Below are 14,957 nucleotides of genomic sequence, written 5' to 3' on the forward strand. Positions count from 1 at the left end.
CTTCTTCTACACTAGTTAAATAAGAATTAGTGTTTTTTAGACCTTATTCTAGTTTAACTCCAGGATAAAAACAAAAAGAGATTGCTTTTATAAAAGCAATCTCTTTTTGTTTTTTTTGTTCTAGTTAAGAATAAATTGGCTACGTGCGGTTAAAAGCCCATTCCGCCCATGCCACCCATTCCGCCCATACCACCCATTCCGCCGCCAGCAGCTGGTGCATCCTCTTTATTAGTAGGATCAGTAGTAATGATAGATTCGGTAGTAATGATTAACGAAGCAACGGAGGCTGCATCTTGCAAAGCTGTTCTAACTACCTTGGTAGGATCGATAATACCAGCTTTGAACATATCAACATACTCCATCTCTTGGGCATTAAAACCAAAAGTAATTGATTTACTTTCAGTTAATTTGCCAGCAACAATAGCTCCATCTACTCCTGAATTTTCAGCAATTTGCCTTGCAGGCGATTGAAGAGCTTTTTTGACGATGTTTATACCGGCTTGTTGATCATCGTTAGTTCCTTTTACATCCTCCAAAGCTCTAGCAGCATAAAACAGAGTAACGCCACCACCAGGGACAATACCCTCTTCTACGGCTGCTCTGGTTGCATGAAGAGCATCATCAACGCGGTCTTTTCTTTCTTTAACTTCGATTTCAGTTGCACCACCGACTTTAAGAACCGCAACACCACCAACAAGTTTTGCCAGTCTTTCTTGTAGTTTTTCCTTATCATAATCAGAAGTGGTTTCTTCTATTTGTTTGCGAATCTGTGCGCATCTTGATTCAATATCTACTTTAGCGCCAGCGCCTTCAACAATTACAGTATCTTCTTTGGAAATTTTGACTTTTTTAGCACTACCTAGCATTGAAATAGTTACATTATCAAGTTTCATGCCAAGATCATCACTGATTAATTGTCCATTAGTTAGAACTGCAATATCTTCAAGCATAGATTTTCTTCTATCTCCAAATCCAGGAGCTTTTACTGCAGCTACTTTTAGCCCACCACGGAGTTTGTTAACGACTAATGCGGCAAGTGCTTCACCTTCAACATCCTCAGCGATAATTAATAACGGTCTAGAAGACTGAACAACAGCTTCAAGAACAGGTAACATTGGTTGTAGGGAAGAAAGTTTTTTCTCGAAAATAAGAATGTAAGGATTATCAAGCTCCACTATCATCTTTTCAGAATTTGTTACGAAGTATGGAGAGAGATAACCTCTATCGAACATCATACCTTCTACTACATCAACTTCAAAGCCAAAATTCTTCGCTTCTTCTACAGTTATAACTCCTTCTTTACCGACTTTTTTCATAGCAAGCGCTATTTGCTCACCTATTTCTTTGTCTCCGTTAGCAGAAATAGTTCCTACTTGAGCTATTTCCTCGTGGCTACTTATAGGTTTACTGGATTTTTTGATTGACTCAAGCACTTCTGCAACTGCAATATCAATGCCTCTTTTAAGATCCATAGGGTTAAATCCTGCAGCTACTGCTTTATTGCCTTCTTTAACTATTGCTTGTGTTAAGATAGTAGCAGTTGTTGTACCATCACCTGCTACATCTGCTGTTTTACTTGCAACAGATTTCACTAATTGAGCGCCTAAATTCTGTTCTGGGTCTTTTAATTCTATAGCTTTAGCTACAGTAACCCCGTCTTTTGTTACTCGTGGAGCACCAAAGGATTGTTCTATCGCAACGTGACGTCCTTTTGGGCCTAAAGTAACTTTAACAGCATTGGCCAGAAAATCCACCCCTTTAATCATTTCTTCACGGGCTTTTGTACCGTATTTTATTTGTTTAGCCATAATGTATTACTCCTTGTAAAATGTTAGTTACTTAATTTATTATTCCCATAATGTCAGATTCTTTCATAATAATGAATTCCTGACCATTTACTTTCACTTCTGTTCCACCCCATTTACCATAAAGTACTTTGTCTCCTACTTTTACATCAAGGGGGATAAGATTACCGTCTTTGTCCTTAGTTCCTTTACCGACTGCAATAACTTTTCCCTGCATAGGCTTTTCTTTTGCAGTATCAGGAATAATTATACCTCCAAGAGTTTTTTCTTCTTGGTCCATAGGTTTAATCGCAACACGATCGTGCAATGGTGTAAAATTCATTTTGAACCTCATTAATTTAAGTTAACCAAAAACGCTTAGCTTTAGCTGGAACTAAGCTTGTGCTGTTTATATATGCTTTAAAGATGATAGTTCAAGTACTTATAAAAAATAATTTTTTAAAATAATTTTTCATATTCGGTTTTATAAAATTCAAGCACTTCATCTAGTAGCAGCGATGTAGTATATTTTGCCCTAATTGACTGCAAATAATATCTAACCTTTAGTTTTTGGGATAACATTTCCAAGCTAAGATGTTGTAGCAATTCTGGGATAATGGTTTGGCAAATTTCATGATGGCTGCTAGCAAAATTATAGATTGCTCTTAAATTATTATAAGATCCAAATTTTTTATCGAGTTCTGTATTTTCTTTTTGTTTCAGAGATAATACGTTATTAACAAAAACAAAATTACTATATTTAGCACATCTCAGCGACATCGACATAGTCTGGCAGTAAATGCTGCTGTCGGCCTTGCCAGTTTTTTCAAGTAAGTTTCTTTTTACTAAACTTCCAGCCCCTCCAATATTCCTTAACGGTTTGATTTTGTTTAAGAGAATTTGGGTTATCGGTGCTTGAATTAACCTTGGCTGGATAGATAAATTTTTAGTAAAATTTTTTTCGTTTGCTGCTTCCCCCAGCCTTATACAAGCAACTTCTGCTCCAAATTTCCTACATGAATCGATCATTATCATAGTTGATTCTGGATGTAAAATCTCATTACCTTCTACAAAATGAACGTAGTCTCCTGTGGCTAGATTAACAGCTTTATTTACACTTATTGCTGGCCCTTGAGTTTGCTGAGTAATAATAGTTGTTCTTGGTAAATCATTAACGGCCAATTTAACGGTAGTTAAAGATTTGTCTTTTGAACCGTCATCAATGATGATAAACTCTTTTGTAAAAGAGCCAGTTGTCCTTTTTAGTGATTCTATTAAGTAAGGAATGTTATTCTCATTATCCTTTAAAAGAACTATATAAGTACATTTTGGCATATTAAAGTTACTATATTACACAAGAAATGATTAAAATTAGCTGTTATAAAACCACACCAGAAAAACTCTCAAGAGCATTTTGTAACCTTGCAGAAAAATACTATCATAGCGCTATTAAGGTATTTGTCTATACAAACAGCAAAGAACAGGCTTTTGAACTGGACACAGTTCTATGGATATATTCTAGAAAGCAATTTATCCCGCATGGAACTATATACGATACATGGCCGGAAAAACAACCCATTTTAATTGGTTCTGAGTTAAAAAACTTTAATAATTCATCAAGCATGGTAATAATTAACCCCGATGAAAGTAAAATCTTGTCTGTTCTCTCGGTAAATGCAAATTTTGATGTGAATAAATGTGAACGGTTATTTTTACTGTATGATAACGTTAATTTGCTATCAAACCAGGATATAAATAACATAATCGTTAAATCATCACTCCATAATTTTAGACTTGATTTTTATATACAAAGTGATAATAACGCATGGCATGTTCAACGTAACGTATTACAGGATAATTGAACTAGGGAATAGCAATAAGGCCACATTATAATTTAAAAAGCGTAGATTGGTATAATTAGGAAGCAAATTAACCTTAGTTAGATTATGATATCCTATTATAATAGGGTTATGGTAGGGTTTAAATAACAATAGTTATTTAATATTTATTAAAATAATTTTTTACCGGTGATGGCAAAAGTTTTAGTAGTTGAAGATAACGAGTTAAACTTAAAGTTATTTTGCGACTTATTAACGATAAAAGATCATGAGGTTATTCTTTCAAAAGATGGTTTCAATATATTGGAAATTGTTATTGAGCAGTTACCGGATCTTATATTGATGGATATACAATTAGCTGATGTTTCAGGTTTAGATTTAATAAAAATTTTAAAAAATAATCCCAAAACAAATAAAATCCCCATTATAGTTATAACTGCATTTGCTATGAAAAATGAAGTAATGAGGATTTCAGAGTCTGGTTGTGATTTATACCTTTCAAAACCAGTATCTATTGACAATTTCTTTTTTTCTGTGGAAAGGTTTATAAGTAATAATAATACTGTTTAAATATTATGACTGCCACAATATTAGTAGTAGACGATTTAGAACCTAATGTTAAATTATTAGAAGCTAAATTATTGGCAGAATATTATACTGTATTTACTGCAAGCAACGGGGTTGCAGCACTTGAAATGTTAGCTCAAAACAGGATAGATATCGTTTTGCTAGATGTAATGATGCCGGGAATGGACGGCTTTGAAACATGTAGAAAGATTAAACAAAACCCCGAAACAACTCATATACCTGTAGTTATGGTTACTGCTCTCTCCGATATTGAGGATAGAGTAAAAGGACTAGAAGCAGGAGCAGATGAGTTCCTTACCAAACCAATCAATGATACTGCGCTTTTTGTTAGGGTAAAATCTTTGGCTCGAATGAAAACTGTAATCGATGAATTAAAGCTTAGGAATAATATTAACGCTGAACTTGGGGCTACTGTTGTCGAACTGAAAGATGATTTTTCTGAGAGTAAAATATTGTTACTTGATGATGATTTGGTTCAGGCAAAGAATATTAAAGATAATCTTTCTGAAATTTCCAGTCAAGTTAAGGTTTTAACATCGCCAAATGAAGTTGATAGTCTGGGTGCATTTATCCCTGATATTGTAATTATAAGCTGTCAAATAAGTACTGCTGATCCCCTTCGAGTTGCTGTAATGCTTCGTACAAAACCAGTTTTAAAACATTCAGCAGTTATGATGCTTGCTGAAGAAGAAGATATAGCTATAGTTATTAAAGGTATGGAACTCGGGGTTAACGATTATTTTATGTACCCTGTTGATAAAAGTGAATTAAAAGCAAGGGTTAAAACTCAACTTAGAAGAAAACGTTATCAAGATGATTTACGTGCCGAGCTGGAAGAAAGTGTTGATCTGTCAACAAAAGACGGCTTAACTGGCGTATTTAACAGAAGGTATTTTGATATTCATGTCAGGCAAATAGTGGAGAAGAGCAAAGAAACCAATAAACCAGTTTGTATTATGATGTTTGATGTAGATCACTTTAAGCAAGTTAATGATACTTACGGTCATCCAGCTGGTGATGCTGTTCTAAAAACCTTAGCATCTACATTAAAATCTTCCTTTAGGGTTACAGATCTAATAGCAAGATATGGAGGGGAAGAATTTATAGTCCTACTAAATAATATTGATCTACAAAACTGCCTTCCAGTAGCTGAAAAAACACGTAGTCTAATAGAAGGAACAGAATTTACCATTCCAGCGCAGGTAAGTGTTATACATAAAACAATTTCCATAGGTGTAGCCGAATATCATCAAGGTGATACTGTAGAGGAATTTATTAGCAAAGCTGACAAGGCTTTATACGAAGCAAAAGAAACAGGAAGAAATAAAGTAGTTGCGAGTAAGTGAGCTTTCCTGTATGTATCTTTTTTTAATATGTAAATTTCGTCTAAGAGGAAATACAGAAACCGATACAGCAGTTTATAATTTTCAGCTTTTAAATTATTTTTAGAATAACTTAATTATAATATGTTTACTTATTCTTCTTATTGCTCATCTAATTAATCTGAACCTAAAAATATCTTATAATGTTATTAAAATCTGGAATTATTGTTGCTTTTTTTACCATGCTTTCCAGAATTTTCGGCTTAGCCAGGGAGTTATTTATTGCGGCAACTTTTGGATCAAGTGCTATTGCAGATTGCGTGAATGTTGCTTTTAAATTCCCTAATTTATTTAGAAGAATTTTCGGGGAGGGCGCTTTATCGATAGTTTTTATTCCTATTTTTAGTCAAAAATTACTAGAATCTAGAGAGTCAGGGCGCAAGTTCAGCGGGGAAGTATTAACCTTATTACCCATTGTACTTATTCTATTAACTCTTATAATGCAGGCAGCAATGCCCTACCTTATGGCTATAATCGCTCCTGGTTTTTATGAAGTATCGGAAAAGTATGAGCTGGCAGTTTTACTGTGCAGGATAACAACTCCTTATTTAGTTTTTATATCAATTACTGCGATATTAGGCGGTATGTTAAATTCGGTTAAAAACTTTGCTGCTTTTGCTTTTACTCCAGTAATTATGAATGTGTGTGTTATATTATTTACTTATTTTTTTGAGGGTAAATTAACAGCTCATTTTGCCATATCTTATTCGCTAATTCTGGCAGGGGTTTTACAAGTCGCTTTTATGTGGTTTTATGTATCTAAAGCAAGATTAACCTTTTCTCCGTCTCTTAACTTTTGTAATGATCCTGATGTAACAAAATTGCTTAAAAATATGGGACCTGCCGCTATGAGTTCTGGTGCTCAGCAGGTTAATTTATTCGTATCACAATCTATTGCTAGTTTTATTCCTGGTGCTGTTTCAATCTTATCTTATGCTGAAAGGTTATATCAGCTTCCCCTTGCTATTATTGGTGTAACTTTTGGCACTATTTTATTGCCGGAACTCTCCCAAATTTATCAAAAGAAAGATATTACAAGCGCTAATAATTTACAAAATAATGCAATAATTATATCTCTTGTCCTTTCTGTTCCAGCTACAATAGGGTTGTTTGTGTTAGCAAATCCTATTATTCATTTAATATATGAGAGAGGGGTTTTTGTTTCCGAGGATACGATTAAAACAGCAAATGCACTTGCTGCATTTTCGCTAGGGTTACCGGCTTTTGTAATAGCAAAAATATTAACGCCTATTTTTTATGCTCATGGAGATACTAAAACTCCTATGCGTATTACTATTTATTCTTTGCTTGTTAATACATTTCTTAATATAGTGTTAATGATTCCGTTTGGCCATGTAGGCATTGCTATGGGTTCTAGTATTGCTGCTTGGTATAATGTTGGATTATTGAATAAATATGCAGAAAATTGTGGAGATTTTAAAATTTTTACTAAGACTAAACACTGTATTTACAAAATAGGAGTAAGTGCTTTTGTGATGATGTTAGTGTTATTTCTTTCTAATTATTTTTGCCAAGATTTATATTATTCTGACAATTTGTTTATCAAAACTTTAGCATTGTTTTTTAATATTTTTATAGCTGGTATGGTTTACATGCTAATATTGTACTTTTTTAAACTACACTTAATTTTCATGAAAAAAGCTCATGGGTAAGCAAACAAATTATCAAGATTTGCTGAAGCTAGGAGCAATAGTTACAATGGTTGTGGATCATTTAGGGGGGTATTTTTTTCCTGAAATGATGGCATTAAGGATGGTAGGTAGGTACGCTATGCCCATATTCGGGTTTTTTGTGGGTTATAACTTTAAAAATTCAGTAAATTTTTATATACTGTTTTATGGAGTGATATTATACTTAGTATCTACAATTTTTATAATTGAATCTTTTTTTCCTGCAAATATTTTAATCTCTCTTTTTTTAGGACAACTTTACCTTTCTCTTTTTCAGAAGCAGTTTCACAGTTTAACAAAAGGATGGTTGCATTTTATCATTCTGGTTATTTTATCTCCATTTGCCTCGTATCTTTTTGATTATGGTTCATTAGTTATAGGAATAATTATTATAGGTTATATGGTTAAGGCAAAATCTATAGATCTCAAAATTGCTGCTTTTGTTATTGCTTATGTTTCTTTATTACATACAGTAGTTAATTTTTCTGATTTAAGTAAGGCCAATTTATTGTTTTGTGGTGTGGTTGCAATAATGGTGTATTTATCGTTATCTTATGGCAATTTTGAAAAAAAGGTTGCGCTTAATATAAGTCCTATAACACGTCATGCGTTACTGATTTATTGCTTCCATATATTAATTATCGAATTTATCTGGAGATATTATTATGTTGGCTAATTTATTCTTGACTAATTGAGAATTCTAACTATATTTTACAAAGATATTTATACGAAAATTATTTTTAATAAGGTTTCTAGGTTGTGTCTAAAAAAAGGAATAAAAATCTTTTGGTTAAGCTGGTTAGCACTGCTGGTACAGGGTATTTTTTAGTAAAAAAACGTAATCCAAAAACCGTAACAGAAAAGCTTGCTTTTAAAAAATATGATCCAAAAGTTCGTAAGCACGTAGAGTTTAAAGAAGAAAAAATTAAATAAATTAATGAAGTTATGGCAGTTAAAATTCGTTTAGCTAGAGGCGGAGCAAAAAAAGTTCCTTATTATAGAGTAGTAGTTGCTGATGCCCGTGCTCCAAGAGACGGCGATTTTATTGAAAAAGTCGGTACCTATAACCCTCTTCTAAAAAAAGATGATGAGAATCGAGTAACTTTTAAGAAAGATCGCATAGAATATTGGCTCGGGCAAGGAGCGCAACCTACCGAGCGTGTTATTAAATTTATTCAGGCTGCCGGTATTAAACTTCCTGCTTCTATTGAAAAGAAAGTAGCTGCAAAAGTTAAGGGGCAGGTTAAAAAGCCTTCTAAAAAAGAGCTAAAGAATACTGCAAGCTAACATTCCATAATTAGAGTTAAAATTTAGCGAGTTTAACATAATTATTATAGTGGTAGAAGTTGCAATATTTTCTAGGCGGTTTTCTTATATTATATTGGTAACTTCTGTTCTTACCTGAAGGTTACATAATAAGTCTTGAAAGGTTTGATTTTTGAGGTAATATTTCATATTAATACTTAGCCGGATTAGCTCAGTGGTAGAGCAACCGCCTTGTAAGCGGTCGGTCGTCAGTTCGAATCCGACATCCGGCACCACCTTTATTAAGATCAGTATTTTAGTAGATTTTAATGGGTGACTTAAGTGGATTTATATCTGTTATAAAGATAACGATAGAAAGAAAATATCTAGGAACATTTTAAAATTGATTTTTTATTGTTTGTTATCAATTTTAACTTTTCGCTTAAAATTATTATTGATTGAAGAAAAACCTACACTTTGTTATATTTTGCTAAATAAAGTATCTTCTACGCGTAATTTAAGCTTATAAATGTATAAAAACTGGTCCTTACTATAAATTTATACAATTTCAACCGAACTATTAACAGGAACTTGTTCTCCTATTGAATCAACAGATATTTCTTCATCTTGGACATTAGTATGCATGGAAACCATCTCGATCATTTTTGGTTTTGGCTCGTGATCATTTGCTGAAAAACAACAACCCAATTTTTCTTTAATCTTTTGCAAAAGGGATTTTTCTACTATTAAAGGTTCTTTTATTTGCTCTAGTTTAATTCTTGCTTTCACTGCTTCTACTTGTCTTAATCTTTGCGTTTCTTGTGTTATTACTTCTGCTGTTCTAGTTATTCCAATTACTAATTCTTCCAGTTCTTCTAATTTTTCCAATCCTGGTATCACTCCATTTTCTAAAGCTACTTTCTGTAGTCCCAGTTGTTTTTTTGCTTCTCGCACAAGCAGATGCTCTTTAAAAAAAATTCCTCCTGGTAATAGCTTTGTAGCTTGTTTATTTGCTAATTCTAATGACACTACTCCTTCTTTTAGTTTATCTAATACTTCAGTTAGCCGTTGTTTTTCTAATTGTTTCTTATACTCTAACTGAATTAGAACCTCTCTTACTTGTTGTTCCTGATATTCCTTAAACTTTTGAAGCTGTTTTTGCCTCTCTTCTTCCCGTTTTTGCCTTTCTACTCTTGCTAAAACGTCAGCATTATATTTATCATAATATTCTTTTAATTGTTGCTGTCTTATTCTTTCCCCTTCTTCCTGCTTTTGCCTCGCTAATATTGCTAAAACTTCCGCATTATGTTTCTCATAATGTTCTTTCAATTGTTGCTGTCTTACTCTTTCTTCTTCCTTTCTGGCTAGCCTTTCCTCTTCCTCTTCCCGAGCTAACGTTTGTCTTTCTAGTTCAACCCTTCTTTCCTCTTCCTCTTGTCTCTCCCGAGCTAACCTTTGTTCCTCTTCCATCTCCTCTAAACCCAGGTCTTCTACTCCTACGTCATGCTCCGCAAGTCCTCCACGGTCCTCTGCGTCCAGTAGTTGCCTATCATCCTCTTCTTCTAAATGTGGCTCTATGTGTTCCACTGCATGCTGGTTTTCTATTCCTACATGTTCCTCCGCATCCACCTCTATATGCTGCCCTAATTCTAGCAAATGCTGGTTTTCTACCTCTACATATTCCACCGCATATTCCTCGCGCAGCTCCAACCTTCTTGCCTCTTCCTCCTCTACATGCAGCTCCAGTGCCTGCCTTTCCTCTGCTACCTCTAAATCCAGGTTTCCCACTCCTACGCCATGCTCCGCAAGTCCTCTACGGTCCTCTGCGTCCAGTAGTTGCCTATCATCCTCTTCTTCTAAATGTGGCTCTATGTGTTCCACTGCATGCTGGTTTCCTATTCCTACATGTTCCTCCGCATCCACCTCTATATGCTGCCCTAATTCTAGCAAATGCTGGTTTTCTACCTCTACATATTCCACCGCATATTCCTCGCGCAGCTCCAACCTTCTTGCCTCTTCCTCCTCTACATGCAGCTCCAGTGCCTGCCTTTCCTCTGCTACCTCTAAATCCAGGTTTCCCACTCCTACGCCATGCTCCTCAAGTTCTCCAAGGTCCTCTGCGTCCAGTAGTTGCCTATCATCCTCTTCTTCTAAAGGCGGCTCTAGTTCCTGCACGTGCCTTTCCTCTGCTACCTCTAAATCCAGGTTTCCCACTCCTATGCCCTGCTCCTCAAGTTCTCCAAGGTCCTCTGTGTCCAGTAGTTGCCTTTCCTTTTCTTCTTCCCTGGCTAATCTTTGTGTTAACTGCTCCTGTAGTAGATTTTCTTCATCAAGTTCTATGGTTTCTTTTTCTACTTCGGCTAAAATTTGCCTCTCTACCTCTGTTTTTATTTCTTGAAATCCATTTCCTTTTCCTGAATCTGCCGTATCTTTTATTATTTGTAGTTTTTCCTTAACATGCCTTTGTGTTATTATTGCTGTTTCTGGTATGTCAACTGTTACAATACTATCATCAGACAAACTCTTATTATTTTTAACTATTAGCTGTTTATCCTCTTCTAATTTAACTTTAGCATTAAGGAATGTTATTGGTGCTAATGAGTCAGCAGGGGATAGTTGCAATTTTTCTGTGTTTTGAGAATATTCTGGTGCCTGAATATTATGCTCGCTTGGTGATTGCAGAGAGGTTTTGGTAGAGTAATGGAACTTTTCTGAACTAATTGGTAGAGCATTTTGTATTTTATCCCCCAACTTATCCTTTACGCTTTTTGGAATAGTAATATTATTATCTGCAATAAATATGTTTTCATTATCCCTTGGAAATAATCCAGTCCTTTTTCTTCTGATAGTACCAGTAATAATATCTATATATTCAAAATAGTCCTCTTTATTATTACCCATAAAACATTTTATCATTCCCCACAAAATAACTTTAGCCAATAGCTAAAATATACATCTATTTTTTTAATAGCTTTCTGCTGAAAGACTAGCAGATGAGTAGGTGCTTATCAATTGCTTTTTTCACTTTAAGGTTTAGAAATTATATAGCGCAGTATTTTAGGTATACGACGTGTTAACCTGAACTAAGTACAACTTATATATTAAGCATAATAATGTAAAATATCCAGAAAAAGTGGGTAGTATACAGTATTACAACAGTGCTAAAACCAATTACAGAAAAAACTAGGAAGATAGAAATTCCTAAAAATTGCTTTAATTGAGAAAAAATTGCGGAATATAGGTGTTTATAAAAGCTTTATATATCTTTAGAAATTTGGATTTTAAAATTTTCTAATTCCGAAGAAAATAACAAGTGTATGTTTTTTAAAATAGTTTCATATTTCTTATAAAGAGCAAGCAATTCTGTATCAGAAAAGTTAGTCAACACATAATTCGCAATACCTGAACCGTTAGTAACAGGTCTCCCAATGCCAATTCGAATTCTATAATAATCCTGCCCTAGTTTTTCGTCTATGGATTTCAACCCGTTATGACCACCGTTACTCCCACCAAACTTGCATTTTACTTTACAGAACTCAAGATCAATATCATCATGTATTACGATTAATTGACTACGCTCTATTTTGTAATAAGACATCACTGGTAAAACAGCGTTCCCAGATAAATTCATAAAAGTAGTCGGCTTACAAAAAACTGTTTTATAATTTTCTATACTACCGAGGGCGATATCCGCATTAAATTTTGATTTATGATTCCAGATAAAATTATAGCGGTTAGATATAAAATCTACCGCCATAAAACCTGCGTTGTGCCTAGTTTTTCTGTAAATCTCTCCGGGATTCCCAAGCCCAACAAGTAAGAACATCCATTAAAATATTTATTTAGTACTAGATTTTGCTGCTGGCGCTGCCGTTGCTGTTTCTTCAGCTTCTACGTCAGCTTTGCCTTTCTTACCAACAATAGAAGCAATAACAAATTCTGGATTATCTAACAACTTAGCGCCTTCGGGTAAAACCGCTTCTTTAGCTTTAATTGACTTACCAATAGGCATATCTATGGTATCAATTTCTATTTTTCTTGGTAAGTTTTCTACAGGGCAAAGAATAGTTAAAAACCTTCTTACAGTGTTAAAATAACCGCCTCTTTTGACTCCTATGCTATTTTCATTATTCAAATAAACAACAGGTATATTCATTTTCTGTATTTTATTTCCAAGAAAAACGAAATCAGCATGGCTTACTACCTCAGTGATTGGATTTAATTGTATATCTTTTGGTAAAACCTTGTGCTTTTTGCTACCGATCTCAAGTTGGAATACCTGAGACATATACTGTGGTTTCCTATAATATTTGGTTATTTCTTTTTCTTCAATTGCAATTGATAGAGTATTATTGCCAGTCCCATAAATAGTAGCAGGAACCATACCTTTTTTTCTTAGAGATCTAGATGCACCAGTGCCCACCTCTTCCCTTATTTGAGCTATTAACGATACTACTTCACTCATTGCTTTTTCTCCTAATTTTCAATTGGTATAAAACCACCTAGCACCTTACAATAGTACGTAATATACAGCTAACAGAGCAATAATTCAAGAGGTTTTTAAGGTTTTAAACGTAAATTATTTGTCTTCAAATTACAATAATAAAAAAACGAATACAAACGGAAAATGCTCTCATCTAGTAAGCTCCTTTCGGTTGCATTCATAAATTGAAGAGAAGTAACATATGCCAAAACTAAGGTTTTGAGTATTACGATAATATAGTAAAGTAGGCTGCGTAAAAGATTATCGTAGTATTAATTTTTGGTAGCGATAACTCATTTAAAGGTTAAAAATTGGCTTAAATTTGATTCCCGAATATTATGATTATGAGCCATAGTCAAGCAAGAAAACTGAAATCTCTTACAGCTGCAACGGTTTTTAAGCGTAAAAAATTTGGATTTTAGGCATAATTATTACCAATCTGGTCTAAAATGCTCGAGTAGAAGGTCGTGATGTAGAACACTACTTAGTTCTTGTATATTAACTATGCAAAGTAAAATCACTGTTATCTCCCATCAGTAATGATTTAGAATAGCAGTCATATTCAGTATCAGTCCTTACTCTTTCTGTTATTCCGCTATCTCCTTGAATTAGAGGGTAATAAGAGAAAGAAGGAGGAAAATAATGCGGAATGCTACTTGAGGAAGAAGAGGACAGTGAAGAGCAGGAAGAATGGCTGTCGTATATGGTAGAATCATACTTTTCTCCTAGGTATTTGGTTCGTCCTATCTCATCAGCAGGGATTTGCGGAATACCCTTAAGAAATGTATCGACCTTGCTACGTATAGTTTCAAATGTACAACCATCATCTAAATCAATTTTATAATTAACTACTGCCATGTAAGTATTTATTGCTGAGGCAGCTAACTTGCTGTTTGTATGAATTATCATAGCTAAAACAGTTTGGTGTTGATTATTTTTTATTTTTAAGCCTAACCTTGGACACTTTAGCCATTCTGCCGGAGGATAAATATCGGTCAGAACAAATTTATAGAAAGCAGCTGGATCGGCTTTTTGGGTAAAAGTTATATGTAATGGTGTGTCACCGTCTCCATTCTTGATACTTAGGCCAATCTGGTTTTTAAGTTGTGAAAAAGAATGATCGGTTTTGATGTTTACATAATCAGTCGTTATGGATGAAGCTAAATAATGCCATGGTGTATTGCCTAATCTATCTTGATTATTAAGGTGACAAGTGTTTTTTGAGGCTATTATTGTTGTTAAAATAGTACAAATCTCTATTTTAGCTGATTCCGGATCAGTACTACTACAAAAAACCTCCCCTATATCCTTGCAAAATAAATGAGCCAGGTTTCTTCCCCAAGGATCAACCTCTTGCAAATCTAGTTGAGAAATTACCTCTTTGTCAGATAATAATTTTTTATATATATATGGGTTTTGTTCAATTGGTATTATGCTAAAAAGTAGGGATAAAAAACCTGTTTTATGTGATATTGAATTAATATCTGCTTTTTTTTGTATTAGATATAACGCAGTATCAATTAGTTGATCCTGTTTTTCGGGATCAACGGCATATTTTCTAGATATTGGTGAAAAATCTGTTTTTCTACCCACTTTGGTAAGTTGATAAGTTATTAAACTCAGTAAAGTTTCTCGGTCATGTTCTGCATTAATATCAACTTTTTCTGCTAAAAATTTATCAATTATTTCTCTAGTTACGCCCCCTAAACCAACTAATTCAAAAAGCACTGAAGTTTTAGTACTATAATCAAACACCATAGAAAAATCAGACAATCGCACATGGCCGCCGTATGACTCAATATCATTAATTTCCTCAATTTCCTCGATTATGCTATCTTGATTTAGTGTAATTATTTTATAGTCCCTTTGGTGGTGAAAACCTCCATCTTCCAGATGGAAAAGCTTTAGCTTGTCTAATGCGCCATGATGCGGTAGCATCATAAGTC

14 protein-coding genes and 1 tRNA gene are annotated in these 14,957 nt (G+C 34.1%); 8 read left to right on the top strand and 7 right to left on the bottom strand.

Translation table 11 applies throughout. The features are described 5' to 3' along the window. Positions 1–149 precede the first annotated feature (149 nt). The 3 genes from groL to N3Z16_RS07910 all read right to left on the bottom strand — a co-directional run bounded on the left by groL (position 150) and on the right by N3Z16_RS07910 (position 3,119). Positions 150–1,808, bottom strand: a complete 1,659-nt coding sequence (gene groL, locus N3Z16_RS07900; protein ID WP_410519613.1) for a chaperonin GroEL — start codon at positions 1,806–1,808, stop codon at positions 150–152. A gap of 31 nt (positions 1,809–1,839) precedes the next feature. Beyond that, positions 1,840–2,127 (bottom strand): co-chaperone GroES, encoded by a 288-nt coding sequence (groES, locus tag N3Z16_RS07905; RefSeq protein ID WP_223938564.1) that lies wholly within the window; start codon positions 2,125–2,127, stop codon positions 1,840–1,842. Between the two features lie 116 nt (positions 2,128–2,243). Then, a complete protein-coding gene (locus N3Z16_RS07910; protein WP_282486077.1) occupies positions 2,244–3,119 on the bottom strand; it encodes a glycosyltransferase family 2 protein in 876 nt (291 codons plus the stop codon). A gap of 26 nt (positions 3,120–3,145) precedes the next feature. Between N3Z16_RS07910 and N3Z16_RS07915 the strand changes: the two genes are divergently transcribed. The 8 genes from N3Z16_RS07915 to N3Z16_RS07950 all read left to right on the top strand — a co-directional run bounded on the left by N3Z16_RS07915 (position 3,146) and on the right by N3Z16_RS07950 (position 8,824). Then, positions 3,146–3,646 carry a DNA polymerase III subunit chi gene (locus tag N3Z16_RS07915; protein WP_282486078.1) on the top strand — a complete coding sequence of 167 codons (501 nt, stop codon included), beginning with the start codon at positions 3,146–3,148 and terminating at the stop codon, positions 3,644–3,646. Positions 3,647–3,814: 168 nt separating this feature from the next. After that, positions 3,815–4,192, top strand: a complete 378-nt coding sequence (locus N3Z16_RS07920) for a response regulator (RefSeq protein ID WP_282486079.1) — start codon at positions 3,815–3,817, stop codon at positions 4,190–4,192. Positions 4,193–4,197: 5 nt separating this feature from the next. Continuing rightward, the gene (locus N3Z16_RS07925; RefSeq protein ID WP_282486080.1) at positions 4,198–5,556 is read left to right on the top strand and encodes a PleD family two-component system response regulator; all 1,359 of its coding nucleotides are present in this window, start codon (positions 4,198–4,200) and stop codon (positions 5,554–5,556) included. A gap of 179 nt (positions 5,557–5,735) precedes the next feature. Beyond that, on the top strand, positions 5,736–7,265 hold the full coding sequence (gene murJ / locus N3Z16_RS07930; protein ID WP_282486082.1) for a murein biosynthesis integral membrane protein MurJ: 1,530 nt from the start codon (positions 5,736–5,738) through the stop codon (positions 7,263–7,265). Then, the gene (locus tag N3Z16_RS07935) at positions 7,258–7,959 is read left to right on the top strand and encodes a TraX family protein (protein ID WP_223938572.1); all 702 of its coding nucleotides are present in this window, start codon (positions 7,258–7,260) and stop codon (positions 7,957–7,959) included. Before murJ ends, N3Z16_RS07935 begins: the two co-directional genes overlap by 8 nt. 83 nt (positions 7,960–8,042) lie before the next feature. Next, positions 8,043–8,216, top strand: coding sequence for a 50S ribosomal protein L33 (gene rpmG, locus N3Z16_RS07940; RefSeq protein WP_223938574.1), 174 nt, complete (start codon positions 8,043–8,045; stop codon positions 8,214–8,216). A gap of 12 nt (positions 8,217–8,228) precedes the next feature. Continuing rightward, complete coding sequence (gene rpsP, locus N3Z16_RS07945; RefSeq protein WP_223938576.1) at positions 8,229–8,570, top strand: 30S ribosomal protein S16; 342 nt, start codon at positions 8,229–8,231, stop codon at positions 8,568–8,570. 179 nt (positions 8,571–8,749) lie between these two features. Continuing rightward, positions 8,750–8,824 (top strand) — tRNA-Thr (locus N3Z16_RS07950). 262 nt (positions 8,825–9,086) lie between these two features. Here N3Z16_RS07950 and N3Z16_RS07955 read toward each other — a convergent pair. The 4 genes from N3Z16_RS07955 to N3Z16_RS07970 form a co-directional block, all read right to left on the bottom strand. After that, positions 9,087–11,444, bottom strand: coding sequence for a coiled-coil domain-containing protein (locus N3Z16_RS07955; RefSeq protein ID WP_282486083.1), 2,358 nt, complete (start codon positions 11,442–11,444; stop codon positions 9,087–9,089). A 340-nt stretch (positions 11,445–11,784) separates the two neighbouring features. After that, positions 11,785–12,354: an aminoacyl-tRNA hydrolase gene (gene pth / locus N3Z16_RS07960; protein WP_282486084.1), complete on the bottom strand. Its 570-nt coding sequence runs from the start codon at positions 12,352–12,354 to the stop codon at positions 11,785–11,787. A gap of 12 nt (positions 12,355–12,366) precedes the next feature. Further along, positions 12,367–12,993, bottom strand: a complete 627-nt coding sequence (locus N3Z16_RS07965) for a 50S ribosomal protein L25/general stress protein Ctc (RefSeq protein WP_282486085.1) — start codon at positions 12,991–12,993, stop codon at positions 12,367–12,369. 516 nt (positions 12,994–13,509) lie between these two features. Then, positions 13,510–14,952, bottom strand: coding sequence for a hypothetical protein (locus tag N3Z16_RS07970; protein ID WP_282486086.1), 1,443 nt, complete (start codon positions 14,950–14,952; stop codon positions 13,510–13,512). Between the last annotated feature and the right edge of the window lie 5 nt (positions 14,953–14,957).

Source organism: Candidatus Megaera polyxenophila (genome assembly GCF_029982035.1).
GTDB classification, from domain to species: Bacteria; Pseudomonadota; Alphaproteobacteria; order Rickettsiales; family Rickettsiaceae; genus Megaera; species Megaera polyxenophila.

What these genes read in the sequence shown, in the direction of transcription:
- N3Z16_RS07925 (WP_282486080.1), top strand. Translation starts at nt 4,198, where the DNA reads ATGACTGCCACAATATTAGTAGTAGACGATTTAGAACCTAATGTTAAA.
- N3Z16_RS07910 (WP_282486077.1), bottom strand. Translation starts at nt 3,119, where the DNA reads ATGCCAAAATGTACTTATATAGTTCTTTTAAAGGATAATGAGAATAAC.
- groES (WP_223938564.1), bottom strand. Translation starts at nt 2,127, where the DNA reads ATGAATTTTACACCATTGCACGATCGTGTTGCGATTAAACCTATGGAC.
- N3Z16_RS07955 (WP_282486083.1), bottom strand. Translation starts at nt 11,444, where the DNA reads ATGATAAAATGTTTTATGGGTAATAATAAAGAGGACTATTTTGAATAT.
- N3Z16_RS07965 (WP_282486085.1), bottom strand. Translation starts at nt 12,993, where the DNA reads ATGAGTGAAGTAGTATCGTTAATAGCTCAAATAAGGGAAGAGGTGGGC.
- N3Z16_RS07970 (WP_282486086.1), bottom strand. Translation starts at nt 14,952, where the DNA reads ATGATGCTACCGCATCATGGCGCATTAGACAAGCTAAAGCTTTTCCAT.
- N3Z16_RS07935 (WP_223938572.1), top strand. Translation starts at nt 7,258, where the DNA reads ATGGGTAAGCAAACAAATTATCAAGATTTGCTGAAGCTAGGAGCAATA.
- murJ (WP_282486082.1), top strand. Translation starts at nt 5,736, where the DNA reads ATGTTATTAAAATCTGGAATTATTGTTGCTTTTTTTACCATGCTTTCC.
- pth (WP_282486084.1), bottom strand. Translation starts at nt 12,354, where the DNA reads ATGTTCTTACTTGTTGGGCTTGGGAATCCCGGAGAGATTTACAGAAAA.
- groL (WP_410519613.1), bottom strand. Translation starts at nt 1,808, where the DNA reads ATGGCTAAACAAATAAAATACGGTACAAAAGCCCGTGAAGAAATGATT.
- rpsP (WP_223938576.1), top strand. Translation starts at nt 8,229, where the DNA reads ATGGCAGTTAAAATTCGTTTAGCTAGAGGCGGAGCAAAAAAAGTTCCT.
- N3Z16_RS07920 (WP_282486079.1), top strand. Translation starts at nt 3,815, where the DNA reads ATGGCAAAAGTTTTAGTAGTTGAAGATAACGAGTTAAACTTAAAGTTA.
- N3Z16_RS07915 (WP_282486078.1), top strand. Translation starts at nt 3,146, where the DNA reads ATGATTAAAATTAGCTGTTATAAAACCACACCAGAAAAACTCTCAAGA.